This window comes from Streptomyces sp. NPDC060064, from assembly GCF_042736455.1.
Taxonomy (GTDB): Bacteria; Actinomycetota; Actinomycetes; order Streptomycetales; family Streptomycetaceae; genus Streptomyces.
The window spans coordinates 104,267-124,651 of sequence record NZ_JBHWWF010000022.1; the positions used below are offsets into that span (position 1 = coordinate 104,267).

General features: G+C 70.1%; 23 protein-coding genes. 8 read left to right on the forward strand and 15 right to left on the reverse strand.

From position 1 onward, the window contains the following. The first annotated feature begins 153 nt into the window (after window positions 1–153). The gene (ctaD, locus tag ACFWDI_RS25270) at window positions 154–1,863 is read left to right on the forward strand and encodes a cytochrome c oxidase subunit I (RefSeq protein WP_385307113.1); all 1,710 of its coding nucleotides are present in this window, start codon (window positions 154–156) and stop codon (window positions 1,861–1,863) included. Here the strand turns inward: ctaD and ACFWDI_RS25275 are convergent. From ACFWDI_RS25275 to ACFWDI_RS25295, 5 genes are all read right to left on the reverse strand, one after another. Continuing rightward, window positions 1,823–2,782 (reverse strand): helix-turn-helix transcriptional regulator, encoded by a 960-nt coding sequence (locus tag ACFWDI_RS25275; protein WP_385307060.1) that lies wholly within the window; start codon window positions 2,780–2,782, stop codon window positions 1,823–1,825. The two genes, ctaD and ACFWDI_RS25275, sit on opposite strands and share 41 nt — an antisense overlap. Window positions 2,783–2,842: 60 nt before the next feature. Further along, a complete protein-coding gene (locus ACFWDI_RS25280) occupies window positions 2,843–3,643 on the reverse strand; it encodes a hypothetical protein (protein WP_385307062.1) in 801 nt (266 codons plus the stop codon). Beyond that, the gene (locus tag ACFWDI_RS25285) at window positions 3,640–4,926 is read right to left on the reverse strand and encodes a glycosyltransferase family 4 protein (RefSeq protein WP_385307063.1); all 1,287 of its coding nucleotides are present in this window, start codon (window positions 4,924–4,926) and stop codon (window positions 3,640–3,642) included. The genes ACFWDI_RS25280 and ACFWDI_RS25285 overlap by 4 nt, the downstream gene beginning before the upstream one ends. A 274-nt stretch (window positions 4,927–5,200) precedes the next feature. After that, window positions 5,201–5,842, reverse strand: coding sequence for a transglycosylase family protein (locus ACFWDI_RS25290; protein ID WP_385307064.1), 642 nt, complete (start codon window positions 5,840–5,842; stop codon window positions 5,201–5,203). Window positions 5,843–5,942: 100 nt separating this feature from the next. Then, entirely contained in the window at window positions 5,943–6,605 is a 663-nt protein-coding gene (locus ACFWDI_RS25295; RefSeq protein ID WP_385307065.1) for a transglycosylase family protein, read from the reverse strand. 531 nt (window positions 6,606–7,136) lie between these two features. Here ACFWDI_RS25295 and ACFWDI_RS25300 point away from each other — a divergent pair. Both ACFWDI_RS25300 and ACFWDI_RS25305 read left to right on the forward strand, forming a co-directional pair. Beyond that, window positions 7,137–7,916: a hypothetical protein gene (locus ACFWDI_RS25300; RefSeq protein ID WP_327322685.1), complete on the forward strand. Its 780-nt coding sequence runs from the start codon at window positions 7,137–7,139 to the stop codon at window positions 7,914–7,916. A gap of 199 nt (window positions 7,917–8,115) precedes the next feature. Next, window positions 8,116–8,406 carry a hypothetical protein gene (locus ACFWDI_RS25305; RefSeq protein WP_385307066.1) on the forward strand — a complete coding sequence of 97 codons (291 nt, stop codon included), beginning with the start codon at window positions 8,116–8,118 and terminating at the stop codon, window positions 8,404–8,406. Window positions 8,407–8,473: 67 nt separating this feature from the next. Here the strand turns inward: ACFWDI_RS25305 and der are convergent, their stop codons facing one another. The 5 genes from der to aroH form a co-directional block, all read right to left on the reverse strand. Next, the gene (gene der / locus ACFWDI_RS25310; protein WP_385307068.1) at window positions 8,474–9,934 is read right to left on the reverse strand and encodes a ribosome biogenesis GTPase Der; all 1,461 of its coding nucleotides are present in this window, start codon (window positions 9,932–9,934) and stop codon (window positions 8,474–8,476) included. A gap of 70 nt (window positions 9,935–10,004) precedes the next feature. Further along, window positions 10,005–10,688, reverse strand: a complete 684-nt coding sequence (locus tag ACFWDI_RS25315) for a lysophospholipid acyltransferase family protein (protein WP_385307069.1) — start codon at window positions 10,686–10,688, stop codon at window positions 10,005–10,007. Next, entirely contained in the window at window positions 10,646–11,329 is a 684-nt protein-coding gene (gene cmk / locus ACFWDI_RS25320; protein WP_385307070.1) for a (d)CMP kinase, read from the reverse strand. The genes ACFWDI_RS25315 and cmk overlap by 43 nt, the downstream gene beginning before the upstream one ends. Window positions 11,330–11,490: 161 nt before the next feature. After that, window positions 11,491–12,576 carry a prephenate dehydrogenase gene (locus ACFWDI_RS25325; protein WP_385307072.1) on the reverse strand — a complete coding sequence of 362 codons (1,086 nt, stop codon included), beginning with the start codon at window positions 12,574–12,576 and terminating at the stop codon, window positions 11,491–11,493. Continuing rightward, window positions 12,573–12,935, reverse strand: a complete 363-nt coding sequence (aroH, locus tag ACFWDI_RS25330) for a chorismate mutase (protein ID WP_385307074.1) — start codon at window positions 12,933–12,935, stop codon at window positions 12,573–12,575. Before aroH ends, ACFWDI_RS25325 begins: the two co-directional genes overlap by 4 nt. Window positions 12,936–13,157: 222 nt before the next feature. On the opposite strand from aroH, the gene ACFWDI_RS25335 reads away from it, so the two are divergent. The 5 genes from ACFWDI_RS25335 to ACFWDI_RS25355 all read left to right on the forward strand — a co-directional run bounded on the left by ACFWDI_RS25335 (window position 13,158) and on the right by ACFWDI_RS25355 (window position 16,095). Continuing rightward, on the forward strand, window positions 13,158–13,490 hold the full coding sequence (locus ACFWDI_RS25335) for a DUF952 domain-containing protein (protein WP_327322691.1): 333 nt from the start codon (window positions 13,158–13,160) through the stop codon (window positions 13,488–13,490). 82 nt (window positions 13,491–13,572) lie between these two features. After that, window positions 13,573–14,238 (forward strand): hypothetical protein, encoded by a 666-nt coding sequence (locus ACFWDI_RS25340; protein ID WP_385307076.1) that lies wholly within the window; start codon window positions 13,573–13,575, stop codon window positions 14,236–14,238. A gap of 8 nt (window positions 14,239–14,246) precedes the next feature. Further along, complete coding sequence (locus ACFWDI_RS25345; RefSeq protein ID WP_385307077.1) at window positions 14,247–14,852, forward strand: DUF6529 family protein; 606 nt, start codon at window positions 14,247–14,249, stop codon at window positions 14,850–14,852. Between the two features lie 14 nt (window positions 14,853–14,866). After that, complete coding sequence (locus ACFWDI_RS25350; protein WP_385307079.1) at window positions 14,867–15,322, forward strand: Rieske (2Fe-2S) protein; 456 nt, start codon at window positions 14,867–14,869, stop codon at window positions 15,320–15,322. 23 nt (window positions 15,323–15,345) lie between these two features. Beyond that, window positions 15,346–16,095, forward strand: coding sequence for a DNA polymerase beta superfamily protein (locus ACFWDI_RS25355; protein ID WP_385307080.1), 750 nt, complete (start codon window positions 15,346–15,348; stop codon window positions 16,093–16,095). On the opposite strand, the gene ACFWDI_RS25360 is transcribed toward ACFWDI_RS25355, so the two are convergent. Genes ACFWDI_RS25360 through pnuC form a run of 5 tightly spaced genes read right to left on the reverse strand, consistent with a single transcriptional unit; the run spans window position 16,027 to window position 20,259 of the window. After that, complete coding sequence (locus ACFWDI_RS25360) at window positions 16,027–16,779, reverse strand: DNA polymerase beta superfamily protein (RefSeq protein WP_385307081.1); 753 nt, start codon at window positions 16,777–16,779, stop codon at window positions 16,027–16,029. The two genes, ACFWDI_RS25355 and ACFWDI_RS25360, sit on opposite strands and share 69 nt — an antisense overlap. Window positions 16,780–16,782: 3 nt before the next feature. Continuing rightward, window positions 16,783–17,805: an ADP-ribosylglycohydrolase family protein gene (locus ACFWDI_RS25365; protein WP_385307114.1), complete on the reverse strand. Its 1,023-nt coding sequence runs from the start codon at window positions 17,803–17,805 to the stop codon at window positions 16,783–16,785. A gap of 5 nt (window positions 17,806–17,810) precedes the next feature. Beyond that, a complete protein-coding gene (locus ACFWDI_RS25370) occupies window positions 17,811–18,533 on the reverse strand; it encodes an NUDIX domain-containing protein (protein WP_385307082.1) in 723 nt (240 codons plus the stop codon). Then, on the reverse strand, window positions 18,530–19,609 hold the full coding sequence (locus tag ACFWDI_RS25375; protein ID WP_385307084.1) for an AAA family ATPase: 1,080 nt from the start codon (window positions 19,607–19,609) through the stop codon (window positions 18,530–18,532). The genes ACFWDI_RS25370 and ACFWDI_RS25375 overlap by 4 nt, the downstream gene beginning before the upstream one ends. Next, window positions 19,606–20,259: a nicotinamide riboside transporter PnuC gene (gene pnuC, locus ACFWDI_RS25380; RefSeq protein ID WP_385307086.1), complete on the reverse strand. Its 654-nt coding sequence runs from the start codon at window positions 20,257–20,259 to the stop codon at window positions 19,606–19,608. Before pnuC ends, ACFWDI_RS25375 begins: the two co-directional genes overlap by 4 nt. Window positions 20,260–20,385: the final 126 nt, after the last annotated feature.

Consider the following 20,385-nt stretch of genomic DNA (forward strand, 5'->3'; position numbering starts at 1 on the left):
TACGGAATCCACCGACACCTTCGTACCGTCTCTCGGCCGAACGTCCACTCCCCCGCGTACGCACCCTGTTGGAGACGACCGACGGCGAGCATCATGTCTGGAGCCCGATACCGAATGACCGAAGCCCGAGCCGCGGACAGCCTGGGGGCAGCGATGGGTACGGAGACCGCCGAGGCCACAGCGGGGCCGGCCCGGGTACGGCGGCCGGGCACGGTGCTCGTGGACTGGTTGACCACCACCGACCACAAGAAGATCGGGCATCTCTACCTGATCACGTCGTTCCTCTTCTTCCTGATCGCCGGACTGATGGCCCTGATGATGCGGGCCGAGCTGGCCCGCCCGGGGCTGCAGCTGATGAGCAACAACCAGTTCAACCAGCTGTTCACGATGCACGGCACGATCATGCTGCTGCTCTTCGCCACTCCGGCCTTCGCCGGCTTCGCCAACGAGATCATGCCGCTGCAGATCGGCTCGCCCGACGTGGCCTTCCCCCGGCTGAACATGCTCTCGTACTGGCTGTATCTCTTCGGCGCCCTGATCGTGCTCGGCTCCCTGCTGAGCCCGAGCGGCCCGGCGAACTTCGGCTGGTTCGCCTACGCCCCGCTCAACTCCCTGGAGCGCTCGCCGGGCATCGGCGCCGACATGTGGATCATGGGTCTCGCCCTGGCGGGCTTCGGCACGATCCTCGGCGCGGTCAACTTCATCACCACCATCGTCGGGATGCGCGCGCCCGGCCTGACGATGTTCCGGCTGCCGATCTTCACCTGGAACGTGCTCTTCACGTCGATCCTGGTGCTGTTCGCCTTCCCCGTGCTCGCGGCGGCGCTGCTGGTGCTCGAGTCGGACCGGCGGCTCGGATCGATGGTGTTCCAGCCGCAGTTCGGCGGGGCGCTGCTGTGGCAGCACCTGTTCTGGTTCTTCGGCCATCCCGAGGTCTACATCATCGCGCTGCCTTTCTTCGGCATCGTCACCGAGATCATCCCGGTCTTCTCCCGGAAACCGATCTTCGGTTACCTCACGCTCGTCGCCGCGACCATGGCCATCACCGGACTCTCGGTGGTGGTGTGGGCGCACCATATGTTCGCCACCGGAGCGGTGCTGCTGCCCTTCTTCTCGTTCATGTCCTTCCTGATCGCGATCCCGACCGGGGTGAAGTTCTTCAACTGGACGGGGACGATGCTCAGGGGCTCACTGTCGTTCGAGACACCGATGCTGTGGGCCATCGGTTTCCTGGTCTCGTTCCTCTTCGGCGGGCTGACCGGCGTCATCCTGGCCTCGCCCCCGATGGACTTCCATGTCACCGACTCGTACTTCGTGGTGGCGCACTTCCACTACGTCGTCTTCGGCACCGTCGTCTTCGCGACCTTCGGCGGCTTCTTCTTCTGGTGGCCCAAGTTCACCGGAAAGATGCTCGACGAACGGCTCGGCAAGATCCAGTTCTGGACGCTGTTCATCGGCTTCCACACCACCTTCCTGGTCCAGCACTGGCTGGGCGCGGAGGGCATGCCGCGGCGGTACGCGGACTATCTGGCGGCCGACGGCTTCACGGTCCTCAACACCGTCTCGACCATCGGCTCGTTCCTGCTCGGCATCTCGACGCTGCCGTTCCTCTACAACGTCTGGAAGACGGCCAAGTACGGGAAGAAGGTCGAGGTGGACGACCCATGGGGATTCGGGCGTTCACTGGAGTGGGCGACCTCGTGCCCACCGCCGCGCCACAACTTCGTGACCCTCCCGCGCATCCGCTCCGAGTCGCCCGCCTTCGATCTGCACCATCCCGAGTTCGCGGTACTGGAGCAGCTGGTGGAAGAGCAGGAGGCCATCAACCGAGGGCCCGGGACAGCCGGTCCCGCACCGTCCTGATGTGCTCGGTCAGCTCCTGCGGCTCGATCACCTCGAAGTCCACGCCCATCAGCATCACATGGATGACCAGCACATCCAGGCTCGCGGCCCCGGTGCGCAGCAGACAGCTGCTGTCGTCGACCGCCTCCAGCACCCCGTCGGACGGGCCGATGGTCCGGGCGGCCAGCTCGGCGGACGTATGGAGCCGGATGACCGCCTGTGCCGCGTAGGCGCGGGTGGAGACGCCACGGGAGACATATGCGGCGAGATCCTCGGCCGGCGGAGTACGCGGGGCGAAGCGGGGGCCGTGCGGCGGCTTCGGCGTGACGCGGTCGGCCCGGAACGTGCGCCAGTCGGCGCGCTCCAGGTCCCAGGCGACGAGATACCAGCGCCGCTCGGTGCAGACGAGGCGGTGCGGTTCGACGCTGCGGCGGGTGACGGAGCCGCTGTGGTCGAGGTAGTCGAAACGCAGTCGCTCGCTGTCCCGGCAGGCGTTGGCCAGCTCGGTCAGCACACTCGCGTCGACGGTGGAGCCGTGCGGGCTGCGCAGCATCGGCACGGTGAAGGCGTTGAGCGCGCCGACCCGGCGGCGCAGCCGGCTGGGCAGCACCTGCTCCAGCTTGGCCAGGGCGCGTACGGACGTTTCGCCGATGCCCTCGATGCCGTTTCCGGCGGCGGTACGCAGGCCGACCGCGACGGCCACCGCCTCCTCGTCGTCGAGCAGCAGCGGCGGCAGCTCGGCCCCCGCGCCGAGCTGATAGCCGCCGCCCGTGCCGGGGCTGGCGTTGACCGGGTAGCCGAGCTCGCGCAGCCGGTCGACATCGCGCCGTACGGTGCGCGGGGTGACACCGAGCCGGTCGGCCAGATCGGAGCCGGACCATTCGCGGTGGGCCTGCAGCAATGAGAGCAGGCGCAGCAGTCTTGCCGAGGTCTCCAACATGGCTGCGAGTCTGCCAGCCATTGAGGACAGCCACTGTCCTCAAAGATGCGCAGGGCGACGTCAGCCCGCTGCGGTGAGACGTACGCCGAGGTCGTTGTCGGCCGTGTAGCAGGCGGCTGCGTGGCAGGTGTCCGTGGTCACCTTGGGGTACACGAAGATGGCCCTCTTGTCCCAGATGTCGTCGAGGATGCGGGAGATCCGCACCCCGGCTGCGTCCGCGGCGGGGCGCAGCCACAGCTCCCACAACTGCTCTTTGCCGACAGGCACTTCGGCCATCGGCCCGCACGGCAGAGTGAAGGCGAAGGAGCTGCCCTCGCCGGTCACCGGCACTTTGTGGACCCGGTCGCCGGAGCGGAGCCTGGCCTCGGCCACGGCTCCCTCGCCCAGCTCGGCCCCGTACAGCCGGCCCTCCACCGTCACCGCGCCCCGCTCGCGCGCCAGGCCGATGTCGCCCGCCTCGGCGTGCGGCGCGCGCACCCAGCAGCGCACCGCGAGCTTGCCGTCCGCCGTCGGGTACGGGACGCGCACGTCGATCCGGCCGGCTTCGGGGGCGCGGTCGACGAGCGCCCGCAGATCCCGTATGCCGGGCTCGACGGCGTCTCCGTCGGCGGTGCGGACATCCCAGCGGCCCTCGGCCAGTTCGACCGTGCTGGGCAGTACGGCGCGCGAAGTGCCGTCCCCCGAAGGGGTCAGCCGCAGCCGCACCTCGTCCGTCGCGTCCTTGCCGTGCCGCTTCAGCACGAGCACCGCGTCCGGCGAGCTGGCACCGGCCAGGTCGAAGGTGATACCGCAGGCCGCGTCCGCGACGCAGTCCGCCCGTGGTGTCCGCCGCTCGGTGGCCGAGGTGGTGGACATGGTCATGAGGTCTTCTTCCTTTTCCGGATCGCGTCGGCGGCCAGATAGCGCAGGGAGTAGACCGCGTCGTACACCGCGCCCCAGCCGCGGTGCAGCGCGTCGCGCAGCGCGCTGCGCGAGCGACCGCTCCTGGCGCGTGCGACCAGCTCGGTGAACAGGGCCTCGTGGCGCTCCGCGATCCTCGCCGGGTCGAAGCGGGCGGATGCGGTGAGCGCCGCCCGGCCTGTGCGCCGGCGCAGTTCGTCGTCGTTGATCAGCTCGAGCAGTGCGTCGGCGATCGCGTCCACGTCGCCGACCGGCACCAGCCGGCCGTCGACACCGTCCTCGATGATCTCGCCGGGCCCGTGCGGGCAGTCGGTGGAGACGACGGGGACGCCGCAGCGCATCGCCTCGACGATGGTCATGCCGAACGACTCCATGCTGGAGGTGACGGCGGCGATCGAGCCCTTGACCCACTCCGGTTCGAGCGGATTGGCGGGCCCCATCAGGAAGACATGGTTGTGCAGCCCGCGCTCCCCGATGAGGGCGTGCAGGGCGTTCTTCTCGTTGCCCGTCGCGTCTCCGCTGCCGTAGATCCGCAGCCGCCAGTCGGGGCGGGCCGCGACCACCTTGGAGAAGGCCTTGACCAGCACGTCGTACCGCTTGACCTTGGTCAGCCGACCGGCCGCGACGATCCATTTGCGGGAGGCGTCGGCCGGGGGGACGGTGGGCACGGGCACGCTGTTGGGGACGGAGTCGATGCGTACGCCGCGCAGCTTCAGCTGCGTGCGGTAGGACCCGGCGTCCGCCTCGGTGACAGTGGTGACAGCGTCGAGCAAGCGGTAGCGGTGGCCGATCTCGCGGCGGAGCCGGTAGCCGTGGCTGTCCAGCGTGAGGTGCTCCTGGGCGACACGGACCGGGCCGTTCCTGGTCTGGCGGGCGATATGGACATTGAGCCCGGGCCGGGTGCCGATCACGACATCGGCCCGGAGGGATCCCAAGTGGGCAGCGATCCGGGCGTCGGTGAGGCGGCTGTACTGCTTGTGCCGGCCGTCGCCGCGCGGGAAGACCTTCGCCGGGCGCTTGTAGTCCGGGTGGTTGCCGTCGTAGTCGGGGCTGTTTCTGCGCAGATCGACCAGGTGCTTCATGGTGACGCCGGAGGGGGCGCCGAGGGTGGGCTCGTCACGGTGGCGGAAGACGGAGACGATCTCGACGTCGTGCCGCTGAGCCAGGGCATGGGCCAGGTTGAACGCCGTCCGGATCGTCCCGCCGATGCCGTACGCGTTGTGGAGCAGGAAAGAGATGTGCATACGCTGCCGCGTCCCCCTGGTCTTGGTTTCGGCACGAGTGGACTTTACTTGGCTCCTAAGGCCGGTAGGGAAGCTGGGGCACGGTGAAGCAGCTGTCGTTCATCTCTCCATTCCGGGTGACCCGGCCCCTTGTCATCCTGTCGGCGGGCGAACGACGGACAGGTGCGGCGGCCATGGGAGGCTCGGCCGGTACCGAGATGGTTCGAGGCCGGCGGCGACCGCACGGAAATTCGGAAGGGCGAAGTCGGTCTGTTCGCTGACGACGTGGTAGCCCTCAGCCTTCAGGCCCTGCGGGATGAGACGGGCGGAGAGCCCACCGAGCTGCCGATGCCGATGCCGACGCCGGAATGACCAGCATCGTGTCTGCCTTGAGCCGGTCCGGAGAGCTCCCGATCAGCTTCTTGTTGGCTGTGTAGAGGGCCTGCCAGCCACCCGTGATCCGGTAGCGCGTGGCGATCGCGAAGAGGGTGTCGCCCGGCTCGACCGTATGGACCCGGCCGCTGAGCCCGTACTTCCTGGAGCAGGCGGGCCAGGCGCCCCAGCCCTGCATACGCAGCACCTCCTGCGCCACCTCGATCTGCTCCTCGCGGGTGGCGAGATCGGCGCGCGGCGCGTACACGAGTCCGCCGTACTTCACCCAGGTGGACTGCCAGAACTGCAGCCCTCCGTAGTAGCCGTTGCCTGTGTTGATGTGCCAGTTCCCGCCGCCCTCGCACTCGGCGAGGCAGCTCCAGGGCCAGCCACTGGCGGCACAGTCGGGCGGCCCCGCGTCTGCGCCGATACCGGGGCTGCCGATACCGGGACTGCCGGGGGCGGGCGGCGGTGGAAGGCGGGGCGCGGCGTACGCACCGCGCAACGGGACGAGCGCCAGCAGCAGGGCCAAAAGGGCCGCGGGCCAAAAGCTGATCTTCGGCATCGGGTCACGCTAGGCAGCGCGGCACGGCGAGAGCGGGTGCCGCGCGCGACGGCAGGCAGCCCCACCCGGTCGGACCCGGGCGGGGCTGCCGAAGGACGCCTCAGAGAGCGAGCTTCTGCCCGGGCACGATGAGGTTCGGATCACCGCCGATGACGGTCTTGTTGGCGGCGTACAGGACGCGCCAGTCCGCGCCGTGCGCGGCGGCGATCCCGCTCAGGGTGTCGCCGCGGCGGACGGTGTAGTCGCCGCCGCGGGCGCTGCCGCGGCCGGTGTGGTTCGATGCCCGCTCCGGCGCCTTTGCCGGAGCCTCGGCCTGGACATTGGCCTTGGTCCTGACCTTGGCCTTGGTCCTGGCGTTGGTGTGGGCCTTGGGAGCGGCGGCCTCGGATGCCCCCGGTGCAGTGCCGTACGCGTCGGCCCGCGCCGCGCAGGTGGGCCATGCGCCCCAGCCCTGCGCCCGCTGGACCTTCGCGGCGACGGCGATCTGCTGCCCCTTGCTCGCCTTGTCGGCGGTGGACGCGTACGCCCCGCCACCGTAGGCGCGCCAGGTGCCGGCGGAGAACTGCAGCCCGCCGTAGTAGCCGTTGCCTGTGTTGATGTGCCAGTTTCCGCCGCTCTCGCACGATGCGATGCGGTCCCATACTCCGTTGTCCGCCGCCCGGGCCTCGCCCGTGGAGGCGAGCAGTGCCAGCGGTGCCACCAGTGCGGCACCTACGAGCGCTGCTGTGTCACGCCTGCGTATGGAACGGGAACTCGTGAACATCAAATCCCTCTCGAAGGACCCGGGGTCCCTCGGGGCGGTGCGGACTTCGGCGCATCCGGCGCCCTTGTCCGCTCCGCCTCACCCGCCTGAGGTGGTCGTGCTGTGCTGCTTCTGTGCCGTACTGGCTGTACGGCCCGGCGGGTTGTCCCGGGCGGTGCTCTCTGCACACGGCGGAGGAATCTAGAGAGGTCAACCCTCTGGTATCAACCAATCCCTTGTCATTCCAGGCCAGTTGCCTGTTACTCGCAGTACTGACGATTTCCGGTCACCCACTTGATTCGCTGATTTCATGATTTGTCGACCTGCCGGTGAACTGATCTGTGACTCGGTTCACCGCGCCAACTTCCATGCACCCAGCAGCTGTTGACATGGAGTAACCAATTCCGGCCGTCACATCACCGCTTGCGTTGGATGGTGCGATTCCGTTCCTTCTCGCGCGTGACTCCGGCCACAGATCACCCGTTGAGCTCATGACGAGCCGGGAACCGCCCGGCGCACGTATCAAGTCCGCTCAAGTTCGAGGAGCCACCCGTGCCGCGCATGCTCGACGTCAGCGAGGACGTACGCGCCGAGATCGGCGACGAAGAGGCCGACCGGCTGCTCGCCGGCAGGAACAGCCCGGGCAGCTACGACTGCACCTCCTGCCGCACCCCGGGCGACTCCGAGCAGGAACGCACCAGCACGGTGCTGTTCGTCGGCGACGAGACCGCCGTTCTCGCCTTCGCCCACGCCTCCTGCATCCCCTCACAGGTCGTCCAGGTCGCCGAGGACCAACTGCTGGGCGCGGTACGGTCCATCACCGGCGAGGAGCAGCAGATCCCCGGCGCCGGTCCCAAGCAGGCCGTCCTCGGCATCACCAGCGGACTGGTACTGATCGAGGGCGAACTGCACCCGGCCCTGGTCGTCGAACCGACCGCGCCCATCGCCCGCCCCGGCACGACCGGCAGCGGCGGCGACGACTTCCTCCCGCTCCTCATCGAACAGGGCTTCCTGCCGATCGCCGACGTGAACCAGCGGCCCAATCAACTGCCCGGCTGGTCCGTCCTGGTCGCCATGGGCCAGCTGCACGCCGTGCTCCAGCCCGGCACCGGCGGCGGCAGCCCGGTCGCCTGGTGGCAGGCCCATCAGCCACTGCAGGTCACGGACGGCTGGCGCGCGGCCGCCAACAAGTCGCACACGGTCCTGGTCTTCGCCGCGCCGGTGGGCTCCATCGGCCAGCAGCCCCGCGAGGACCTGCTGCGTGCGGCGCTGGAGAAGGCGGCGGCCGGCGGCCGGCTGGTCGCCGCGGCCATGCCGCTCGCGGGCACCTGAGCAGGCACCTGAGGAACGACTGACGGAGCGCGCGACATACGCCGGGAGTACGGAGACGTACACCCGGCGCACGTCTTTGTACCGTCCCCCGGAAGAATCCGGCTCCGCCGAGACCGCATCTGTCCGACGGCGAGTTCGTTGCAGGTACGTGCACTCATACGACCCCTCCCGCCAGCCGTACCAGAGCCAGATCCCCTCCATGCGCCCCGCGAGCGACGGACCGGCAGGCCACTCGCCCACGCCGATCTACGACGCGCTGTACTCCGAGTACCGCAGGGCGTTCCGGGCCTTTCCGGGCGACCGGAGCGGGGAGGAGGATCTCGACTTCAGGGCCTTCGGCACGGGGCCGCACAGCAGCCACGGCGGCCCCTCAGGTCATCCGGGCCATACGGTCCACCCCGGGACCTGGCAGTCGTATCCCGGGGTCCGTCCGCACAGCGGTATGCACAAGCCGGCGGCGCTGCCACCGGCACCCCGCAGAGGTCTGTGACCCGCGAGAGACCATATGGCGCTGCCCCGGACCGTTCACCGGTCCGGGGCAGCGCCACGTCGTTACGTCACTTCTTGCGGCCGCGCTTCTCGCGCACCCGAACCGAGATGTGGATCGGGGTGCCCTCGAAGCCGAACTCCTCACGCAGCCGGCGCTCGACGAAGCGCCGGTAGCCGTGCTCCAGGAAGCCGGAGGCGAAGAGCACGAACCGCGGCGGCTTGGTGCCGGCCTGCGTGCCGAAGAGGATGCGGGGCTGCTTGCCACCGCGGATGGGGTGCGGGTGCGAGGCGACGATCTCGCCGAGGAAGGCGTTGAGCCGACCGGTGGGGACCCGGGTCTCCCATCCCGCCAGCGCCGTCTCGATCGCCGGGACCAGCTTCTCCATGTGGCGGCCGGTACGGGCGGAGACATTGACCCGCGGCGCCCAGGCGATCTGCCCGAGCTCGGTCTCGATCTCGCGCTCGAGGTAGTAGCGGCGCTCCTCGTCGAGGTTGTCCCACTTGTTGAAGGCGACGACCATCGCGCGGCCCGCCTCGACGGCCATGGTGATGATCCGCTGGTCCTGGACGCTGATGGACTCGGTCGCGTCGATCAGTACGACCGCGACCTCCGCCTTCTCCACGGCGGCGGCGGTACGCAGCGAGGCGTAGTAGTCCGCGCCCTCCTGGAGGTGGACGCGGCGGCGGATGCCCGCCGTGTCGACGAACTTCCAGGTGATACCGCCGAGTTCGATCAGCTCGTCGACCGGGTCACGGGTGGTGCCGGCGATCTCGTTGACGACGACCCGGTCCTCGTTGGCCACCTTGTTCAGCAGCGAGGACTTGCCGACGTTCGGGCGGCCGATCAGGGCGATACGGCGCGGGCCGCCGACGACGTTGCCGAAGGTCTGGGCCGGGGCCTCGGGCAGCGCCTCCAGGACGGCGTCGAGCATGTCGCCCGTACCGCGGCCGTGCAGCGAGGAGACGGGGTGCGGCTGGCCGAGACCGAGCGACCACAGGGCGGTCGCGTCCGCCTCGCCGCTCTGCCCGTCGACCTTGTTGGCGCAGAGCACGACAGGCTTGCCGGCCCGGCGCAGCAGCTTGACGACGGCCTCGTCGGTGTCGGTGGCGCCGACCGTGGAGTCCACGACGAAGACGACCGCGTCGGCGGCCTCGATCGCGTACTCGGCCTGGGCGGCTACGGAGGCGTCGATGCCGAGGACGTCCTGCTCCCAGCCGCCGGTGTCGACAACCTTGAAGCGGCGGCCCGCCCACTCGGCCTCGTAGGTGACGCGGTCGCGAGTGACGCCGGGCTTGTCCTCGACGACGGCCTCGCGGCGCCCGATGATGCGGTTCACCAAGGTCGACTTGCCGACATTGGGGCGGCCGACGACGGCGAGGACGGGCAGCGGGCCGTGACCGGCCTCGCCGATCGCGTTCTCGACGTCGTCGACGTCGAAGCCCTCTTCCGCGGCGAGCTCCATGAACTCCGCGTACTCGGCGTCGCCAAGCTCCCCGTGCTCGTCGCCGGAGTGGATCTGGTCGTTCATGAAGTCCGTACCTCGTTACGTTGCATCATCGATGGCCCCGCGATCGCGCGGTCCACTACTCAAGTCTTACCTAGCGCCCGGTGAGACGCTTGGCGTTTTCCAGGTGGGCGGTCAGCCGCTCCTGGATCCGTACGGTGGCGTCGTCCAGCGCCTTGCGGGTGCGCCGACCGCTGCCGTCGCCCGCTTCGAAGGCCTCGCCGAAGACGACGTCGACCTTGCTGCGCAGCGCGGGCAGCGCCTTTATCAACCGTCCGCGGCGCTCGGTGCTTCCCAGCACCGCCACCGGGACGATCGGCGCCCCGCTGCGTACCGCGAAGTAGGCGAGCCCGGCGCGGAGCGAGGCGAAGTCGCCTTCGCCCCTGGTGCCCTCGGGGAAGATACCGAGGACTCCGCCGTTCTCCAGCACGCTCAGCGCGTTGGTGATGGCGGTGCGGTCGGCGATCGTACGGTCCACTTTGAGCTGACCGATTCCGAGCAGGAACGGGTCGAGGGGACCGACGAACGCCTCCTTCTTGATCAGGAAGTGCACGGGACGGGGGGCGGTGCCCATGAGCATCGGCCCGTCGATGTTGTGCGAGTGGTTCACCGCGAGGATCACCGGTCCGGCCGCCGGAACCTGCCAGGCGCCCAGCACCCGCGGCTTCCACAGCCCGTACATCAGCCCGATGCCGATACCCCGGCCGACCGCCGCGCCCTTCTCGGACGGTGCGGTCACCGGGCGGCCCGCTTCTCCTCGACGAGGGTGACGACGCACTCGACGACCTGCTGCAGGGTCAGGTCGGTGGTGTCCACCTCGACCGCGTCGTCCGCCTTGGCGAGCGGCGAGGTCTTACGGCTGGAGTCGGCCGCGTCCCGCTTGATCAGGGCTTCCCTGGTGGCCGCGACATCGGAGCCCTTCAGCTCGCCGGACCGGCGGGCGGCGCGGGCCTCCGGCGAAGCGGTCAGGAAGATCTTCAGGTCCGCGTCGGGCAGGACCGTGGTGCCGATGTCGCGTCCCTCGACGACGATGCCCTTCTCGGCGGCCGCGGCGATGGAACGCTGCAGCTCGGTGATCCGGGCCCGCACCTCGGGGACGGCGCTGACGGCGCTCACCTTGGAGGTGACGTCCTGGGTGCGGATCGGCCCGGCGGCGTCCACGCCGTCGACGGTGATGGCCGGGGCGGCGGGGTCGGTGCCGGAGACGATGGCGGGCTTGGCTGCGGCGGTGGCGACCGCGGCGGCGTCCTGCACATCGACGCCGTTGCTGATCATCCACCAGGTGATCGCCCGGTACTGCGCACCGGTGTCCAGGTAGTTCAGCCCCAGAGCGGCGGCGACGGCCTTGGAGGTGCTCGACTTGCCCGTGCCGGAGGGGCCATCGATGGCGACGATCACGGATTCCACGGTGTCGGACACCTTCCTGGTACGCGGGGTGGGCCGGCGGAAATGCCAAGGGACCCTGCACAAGGTTACCGAGTACTCAGCACCGTCCTGACACACGGATGGCGGAGCCGTGGGCAGCACCTGTGCGCCGGTCGGTGCCAGGTCGACCACTACTGCCGGAACTACTGCCGGAACTACTGCCGGATCGACCAGCCCCTCTCCCGCAGGGATGCCGTGAGGACCGTCGCCGCCGTCGGCTCCACCATCAATTGCACCAGGCCCGCCTGCTGGCCCGTCGCATGCTCGATACGGACGTCCTCGATGTTCACGCCCGCGCGGCCGGCGTCCGCGAAGATACGGGCCAGCTCCCCCGGCTGGTCGCTGATCAGGACCGCCACGATCTCGTACGACGTCGGGGCCTGGCCGTGCTTGCCGGGGACCCGGACCCGGCCCGCGTTGCCGCGGCGCAGGACGTCCTCGATGCCCTCCGCGCCGCCCTGGCGCTTGGACTGGTCCGAGGACTGCAGGGCCCGCAGCGCCTGGACCGTCTCGTCCAGGTCCGCCGCGACCCCGGCCAGTACATCGGCCACCGGGCCCGGGTTCGCCGAGAGGATCTCGACCCACATCCGGGGGTCGGAGGCCGCGATCCGTGTGACGTCGCGGATGCCCTGGCCACAGAGCCGTACTGCTGTGTCGTCCGCCTCCTCGAGACGCGCCGCGACCATCGAGGAGATCAGCTGAGGGGTGTGGGAGACCAGGGCGACCGCCCGGTCGTGCGCGTCGGCGTCCATGACCACCGGGACGGCACGGCAGAGCGCCACCAGCTCGAGGGCGAGGTTGAGGACCTCGGTGTCCGTGTCGCGCGTGGGCGTGAGCACCCATGGGCGGCCCTCGAACAGGTCCGCCGTGCCCGCGAGCGGGCCCGAGCGCTCCTTGCCCGCCATCGGATGCGTACCGATGTAGCCGCTCAGGTCGAGGCCGAGCGCCTCCAGCTCGCGGCGGGGCCCGCCCTTCACACTCGCCACGTCGAGGTAGCCGCGGGCGATCCCGCTGCGCATCGCTTCGGCGAGCGCGGTGGCGACATGTGCCGGCGGTACGGCGACGATCGCCAGGTCGACCCGTCCCTCCGGCGGCTGGTCCGTCCCGGCGCCGAGTGCGGCAGCGGTGCGGGCCCGCTCCGGGTCGTGGTCGGCGAGGTGGACGGCGACTCCGCGGCCCGCCAGAGCGAGGGCCGCGGACGTGCCGATCAGGCCGGTTCCGATGACGACGGCGGTTCTCACTGGGCGATGTCCTTGCGGAGGGCGGCCGCGGCACCGAGGTACACATGCGCGATCTCTGACTTGGGCAGCTCGGACTCCACGTGCGCGAGTATCCGTACGACGCGCGGCATGGCTCCGACGATGTCCAGCTCCTGCGCGCAGATCAGCGGTACGTCGACGATGCCGAGCTTGCGCGCGGCGGCTGCCGGGAAGTCGCTGTGCAGATCGGGTGTGGCCGTGAACCAGACGCTGATGAGATCGTCCGCGCCGAGTCCGTTCCGCTCCAGGAGGGCGGTGAGCAGCTCGCTGACCTGCTCGTCCATGTGTCCGGCCTCATCCCGTTCCAGCTGGACGGCTCCACGGACCGCTCGTACCGCCACGTCGTGCTCCTTAATGTGCGAGTGCTCCATTCAGCGTAGTCAGGTGCCGGGACACACGGCCGCGGCGACCGCCCTCCGAGACATCCGGAGAGGGCGGCCGCCGCGAGCAGGCGCGTACCTCCGTAGGTCCGTACGTCGGACCCGCTGCTGCCCGATGAAAAACGGACCACACCGCCACTTGGGCGAACCGGCGCTCGGCGGCCCTGCGCTACAACTGACGGCATGCTCTTTCATGTCGTACCCGTGGACGAGTGGACGGCGGACGTGGACCGTCCGTACGCCCCGGCCTCGCTGACCACCGACGGCTTTGTGCACTGCTCGCCCGACGGGCCGGCCGCACTCGCCATCGCCAACGGCCCGTTCCGTGATCTGCCTGACCTGCTGGTGCTTCTCATCGACGAGACCGCGCTCGGCTCCGAGGTCCGCTGGGAGGGTTCCGAGGACATGCTCTTCCCGCATGTGTACGGGCCGATCGAGCGGGCGGCCGTCACCGGAGTGCTCGCGGTGCGCCGGGACACGGACGGCCACGCGCGGGAGCTCACGCCCTGGGCGTGAAGCAGCGTACGACTGGACGCGGCGCTGCGGGTGCAGTTGCATGGTGGTCTGCGCATGCCCTGCCCACCGGGGAAGGCCGCCCATGAAGCCCTCAGGACCTCTGTTCACACTGCTGGCCGGGCTGTTGCTGGGCATTTTCATGCTCTCGCTCAACGCCACGACGGGGACGAAGGTCAAGTCCTCGTACGACGGGGCCACGGCGACACCGACGCCGACCGCTCCCGCATCCACACCCGCTACGAGCACGACGCCGCCCGCGGCCCCCTCCCCCACGCCGACCCCGGCGCCCGACTCCGCCTACGCGGGCCGTACGGCGGACGACACCGCCGCCGTCTCCGTATCCGTACGCGACGGAAAAGCGATCGGGTACTTCTGTGACGGCAAGAACCAGGAGTCCTGGCTGAAGGGCGATGTCGAGGACGACGGCAGCATGCGGCTGACCGGCGGGGACGGCGCCCGCCTCGACGGCGTTCTGCGCGCCGGGAAGATCGACGGTACGGTCGAAATCCGGGACCGGACCTGGCAGTTCTCCGCCGCCAAGGCGGTCAGGCCGTCCGGCCTGTACCGCGCCACGGCCGAGGTGCGCGGCGCGAAGATCGACGGCGGCTGGATCGTCCTGCCGGACGGCCGCCAGGTCGGCATTCTCAACCGCGAAGGCAAGCCCGCCGCCGCGCCCCGGATCGACCCCGCATCCGGCGCCGTCGTGGTGGACGGCACCCGGCTCACCGCCCGCCCCGTCGTCCCCTGAGGTGCGTCATGAGTTTCGGTCCCCCCGTCGACCCCAACGCCCGCACCGCCTCGTTCCCGGGGAGCCCCAACAACCACGCGGGCCCGGGAGCCGCACGCTTCCTCGTCCCCGCTCTCGTCGCCGCCGCGGTCGCGGTCGGCCTCGGGGCGTACGGAAAGGTGCACGATCCGGCGGGCACGGCCTTCAACCTCGCCGGCTTCAGCAGCACCGGGGCGGTGAAGTCCTGGCTGGGCACGGCGGCCCTCGCCTTCGCCGTCGTCCAGGTCGGCTCGGCGTTCGCGATGTACGGCAGGCTGCCGGGCGTACGCGCCGCCTCCTGGGCCCCCGCACTGCACCGCTGGTCGGGCAGGATCGCCTTTCTGCTCGCCGTGCCCGTCGCCGTCCACTGCCTGTACGGACTGGGCTATCAGACGTACAGCACGCGCGTTATGTGGCACTCGCTGCTGGGTTGCTTCTTCTTCGGCGTTTTCAGCGCCAAGATGCTCCTGCTGCGAGCGGAACGGCTGCCTGGCTGGCTGCTGCCGGTCGTCGGCGGAGCCGCCTTCACGGCGCTCACGGTGATCTGGCTGACCTCGGCGCTGTGGTTCTTCCGCACGATGGGGGTCACGACATAGGGAGACATACGGCCATGGAGACTCCGCGACGTACGGTGCTGGCGGTGGGCGCGGCGGGCGCCGCCGCGCTGGTGACCGGCTGCAGCAAATACGGCGACGAGGGCGGCGGTTCCACCTCCGAGCAGCCGACGCCCGCAGCGCCCAAGACCGGCGAGCAGCCGAACAGCCCGGCACCTGCGGCCGGCGAGGAGCTCGCCAAGACCTCCGTCATCCCGGTCGGCGGCGGAAAGATCTTCGGCGACCGGAAGATCGTCGTGACGCAGCCGACGTCGGGCGACTTCAAGGCCTTCTCGGCCATCTGCACCCATCAGGGCTGCACGGTCAACAAGGTCGCGGACGGCACCATCGACTGCCCCTGCCACGGCAGCAAATTCAGCATCGAGAACGCCTCCGTCGTCGACGGCCCCGCGCCCAGGCCGCTGCCGCCGAAGCAGATCACCGTTTCCGGGGACACCATCATGCTGACCTAGCCCGCTCACGTACCCTCTCGCGCATGCCTCCCGAACCGGCCCCCGCAGCACTCGTACGCGACCGCACGATCTACTCCTGCGTGATGGGGTCGCGCGCCTTCGGGCTGGCCACGGACGGCAGCGACACCGACCGCCGCGGGATCTTCCTCGCCCCGGCCCCGCTCTACTGGCGCTTCGACAAGCCCCCGACCCACATCGAGGGACCGGCCGACGAGCAGTTCTCCTGGGAGCTGGAACGCTTCCTGGAGCTCGCACTGCGCGCCAACCCGAACGTCCTCGAGTGCCTGCACTCACCGCTCGTCGAGCACATCGACGACACCGGACGTGAACTGCTCGCCCTGCGCGGGGCGTTCCTCTCCCGCGCCGCCCACCAGACCTTCGTGCGCTACGCGGACGGCCAGCGCAAGAAGCTGACGGCGGACGTCGCCCGGCACGGCGCCCCGCGCTGGAAGCACGCCATGCATCTGCTGCGTCTCCTTGGCAGCTGCCGTGATCTGCTGCGTACGGGCGAGCTGGTGATCGACGTCGGCGCCGACCGGGAGCGGCTGCTCGAGGTCAAGCGGGGCGAGGTGCCGTGGCCGCGGGTCGAGGCGTGGATGACACGCCTCGCCGATGAGGCCGACGCCGCGGCGCCGGGCTCCCCGCTGCCGCCCGAGCCGGACCGGGCACGGGTCGAGGACTTCCTGTTCCGTACCCGCAGGACCTCAGCTCTCCAGGCGTACGCGGACGACGAAGTCGCGCAGGGCTTCGTAGGCGGTGGGCTCGTCGGGTAGCCGCGAGGCCAGCCGCGCCTCGTCGAGTACGGCGTGCAGCGCGTCCACATCGGCGCGCGCGTCTGCCGGGCCGGCCCCCGACGCCGGACCGTGTTCGGCGTCCGCCTTGGCCGCGATCAGGCCGGGCAGATAGCCCGGGGCGTCGACCTCCCCGAGCAGCGTGGGCAGATGCGCCTGCACCTCGCCGCTGCGCATCAGATGAATACCGGTGAGCAGCGCGCGGAAGGTGTAGAGCAGCGGTTTGAGCTCGCCGGTCTTCTCGAAGAGCCGCCACTGGGTGTTCGCGAACCCCCGGTAGTGATGGGCGTGGTGGCTGGTGAGCACGCCCGGGGCGAGCTCCGCCAGCTCCGTATGGGCGTCCGATGTGTGCACCACCAGCGGCGACAGCAGCTGTTCCAGTACGTATCCGTTGCGCCGCAGCATCAGCCGTACGAACTTCCGTACGTCATGCGTGACCAGATCCATCTCGACGCCGTCCCGGTCCCACATCCGGGACCGGGTCTCCTCCGGCTCCTTCAGCCCCAGCAGCTCCACCACGGGCAGCAGATGGATCCCGCGCAGGTCCACGTCCGAATCCCGGGACGGGAATCCGTACAGATGCGCCCCGGAGACGGTGGCGAACAGGAGCGGGTCGGGCTGTTCGGCGACGACGGGGCCGAGTTCCATGTCCAGCAGATCAGTCATGGATCAAGCGTCCCAGAGGGCTGCCAGCGACATCAGATCGCTGCGGTACTCGATCCGCTCGGACCACTCCTTGGGCCAGGCGCCGGCTCCCAGATGCGCCCCGGCGAACGCGCCGGCGAGGCAGGCGATCGAGTCCGAGTCGCCTCGGGTGCAGGCGGCCCTGCGCAGAACCGTCACCGGCTCCTCGGGGAACATCAGGAAGCAGAGCAGGGCGGTGGCGAGCGCCTCCTCGGCGATCCAGCCGTCGCCCGTCGCCAGGCAGGGGTCGACCTCCGGCTGCGGGTCGCGCAGCGCGGTGGCGAGCCGTTCCAGGACCTGCAGGCACTCGTCCCAGCCGCGTGCGATGAACGCCTCGGGCGTCGGGTCGTGCGAGTAGGTCCACAGATTGCCCAGCCAGTGGTGGTAGTAGCGGCTGCGGTTCTCGTACGCGTACGAGCGCAGCTGCTCGACCAGCCCCATCGGCTCCGCGCCCTGCGCCAGCAGGAACACGGCGCGGGCAGTGAGGTCGCTCGCCGCCAGCGCGGTGGGGTGGCCATGGGTGAGCGCTGCCTGCAACTGCGCGGCGCCCGCCCGCTGTTCCTCGCTCAGCCCCGGTACGAGTCCGACCGGCGCCACCCGCATATTGGCGCCGCAGCCCTTGGAGCCGATCTGGCTGGCCTCCTGCCAGGGCAGGTCGCTGTCAAGCTTCTGGCAGGCGACCAGGCAGGTGCGACCGGGGGCGCGGTTGTTCTCCGGGGAGTGGTACCAGTCGACGAACTCCTCGCGCACCGGCCGGGTCAGCCCGGAGGCGACGAGCAGCCCGCGGTCCATCGCGGTGCGTATGCCGCGCGCCAGGGCGAGCGTCATCTGGGTGTCGTCCGTGACGATCGCGGGCTTGGGGAGGTTCATCCCGCGCCACGGCCCGAATTTCGTGAGGATCTGCGGCACATCGTTGAACTCGGTCGGGAAGCCGAGAGCGTCCCCGAGCGCGAGCCCGATCAACGAGCCGGTGGCCGCCTGTTTGGTGATGGTCCTCGTGGTCTTCATGGTGGTCATGCGTGCCGTCCTTCCGGTCGCAGGAGTGGAGGATGCAGGGCGGAGGCGGCACCCGCCCGGTACAGCGCGGCCGGTTTCCCGCGGCCGCCGGTACGGCGTGGCGGACCCTCGACTGCCTCGACGAAGCCGGGCGTGGTGAGGACCTTGCGCCGGAAGTTGGGCCGGTCGAGTTCGACGCCCCAGACGGTCTCGTAGACCTGCTGGAGCTCCCCGAGAGTGAACTCGGCCGGGCAGAAGGTGGTGGCGAGGCAGGTGTACTCGAGCTTGGAGCCGATCCGGTGGTGCGCGTCGGCGAGGATCAGGTCGTGGTCGAAGGCGAGCCGGCGGACGGAGTCGAGGGGCGTCCACTGAGCGCGAGCCGCGTCGCCGCCGCCGCGTGGCTCCGGCAGATCCGGTACAAGCGCGGTGTACGCGACGGAGACGACGCGCATCCGGGGATCGCGGTCAGGATCGCTGTAGGTCCGCAGCTGCTCCAGGTGGAGGCCGGCGACGGTGTCCTGGGACAGGCTGGTCTCCTCGGCGAGTTCACGTCGCGCGGCGAGACCGGCGGACTCCTTGGGCCGTACGAAGCCGCCGGGCAGGGCCCAGGCGCCCTTGTACGGGTCCTCGCCGCGCTCGACGAGCAGGACATGCAGCCGGCCCTCGCGGACGGTGAAAACGGCGAGGTCGACGGTGACCGCGAAAGGCGGGAAGGCGCCCGCGTCGTAGCCCTTCATCATCGTTTCTCCGGGAGGGGGTCGGCGAGGTCCCAGCCCTCGTCGAGGAGCGCGTCCACAGCGGCGACGGCGGTGGCGAGCCGCTGCTCGTGCGGGCCGGTCAGCGCGACGGTCCGGCGTCCGGTGCGGGCCAGTTGTGCGGCGAAGCGGGCGGTCATCCAGGGCCGCAGATGCTCTCCGTCGCGCAGGCCGTCGTCCTCGAAGCCGACGCCACGGTGGTCGGTGAGCAGCCACAGATGCTGCTGTCCGCGCGCGGCGATCCGCGCCACCTCCTCGTTCGGCCCGCCCATATAGCGCTCGTGCCAGATCGTGGTGGCGAAGGCGTCGGTGTCGCAGAACAGCACCGGCGATCCTGCTCGGGCCGCCTCGTCCTCCAGTTCCGTCTGCCGCCGGGCGATCAGCGGGAACTCCTCCGAGGTGAACTCGACCTCCTCCCAGCCCGCAGCCGGCCGCCCGGTGCGCAGCTCGGCGAGCTTGTGCTCGCTGAACTCCCGTCCGTACTCCGGCACATAGCGGGTCTGCGTCCAGACGCCGCCGCGGTGCCGGTAGTGCTCGGCGAGCGCCCACGCCATCGTCGTGGTGCCCGTGGACTCGGCGCCGAGCACGACCACTCGCCGGGCGAGCGCCGCGCGCACGGGCGGTTCCAGGAAGTCCCAGCAGCCGACGGGGTCCTTGCGGACGGCCGTGCCGGAGACCGGGAAGACGGTGCGGTCGGGGTCGACGCACACGGACTCGGCGCCGAAGCGCCGCCCGAGCTCCTGGCCGTACGGCTCCGAGGTGAAGACGGCGTCGACCGGCTCGGGGACGGCGGCGCGGAAGACGGCCATGTGCGCCTCCCAGATGCCGGGGTCGTTCAGGTCGACGTGGATGTCGTCGACGGCGCCCACGACCCGTACGTCCGGGTGCACCTCGCGCATCCAGCGCACCCGGTCGGCGAGCGGAATCGACTCCACCGAGGCGGCGCAGACCAGGACGGTCAGCCGCTCGCAGCGGTCGGCCGCGGTCCGTACGAGATGGTGGTGTCCGGCGTGCGGCGGATAGAACTTCCCGAGCACCAGGCCGTGCCGGTAGGTCTTCATGCGGTCGCCTCCGCCAACTCCCGTTGTTTCGCGGCCAGATCGCGCGACCAGCTGCGCAGTCCGATGACGCACAGCGTCATGAAGCCGACATACAGCAGGGCGGTGAGGTAGAGCTCCTTGTACGCGTAGAGCGGGACGTAGACCACGTCGGCCGCGATCCACAGCCACCAGGACTCGAGGCGCTTTCGGCACTGCCCGTACGTCGCCATCAGGGACAGGGCGGTGGTGAGCGCGTCCCAGAACGGGACGTTCGAGTCGGTGGCGCGGTCGAGGAGGAGCGTGAGCCCGAAAGTCCCCACCACCCCCGCCGCGAGCAGCCAGGTCCACTCGGTGCGCGTGGTGCGCCGCACCGGTAGTCCGTCGGGACCTGGTCCACCCCCGTGGGTCCAGGTCCACCAGCCGTACACAGCGAGGGTGATGAAGACGACTTGCAGGCCTGCGTCGGCGTACAGGCGGGCCTGAGTGAAGAGAAGGATGAAGAAGAGGTTGTTGGCGATGCCGATCGGCCAGTTGGCGATGTGCTGGCGGGCGACGAGCCAGACGCAGAGCGCACCACTGCCGAAGCCGAGGACCTCGGTCCAGCTCACCGGGGTGTCGAGAACGGTGAACAGCGGCTGCTGCAGGGGGTCGAGGATGTCCGCGAGACTCACACCCGCCTCCTTAATAGTCACGTTGACTATAAAGGTGAACCGGCCGTCCCACAAGGCCGTTCACACAAGATGCGAGAAGCCCGCGGTCAGAGGTGACCGCGGGCTTCGCCCAGTGAACGGGGGTCT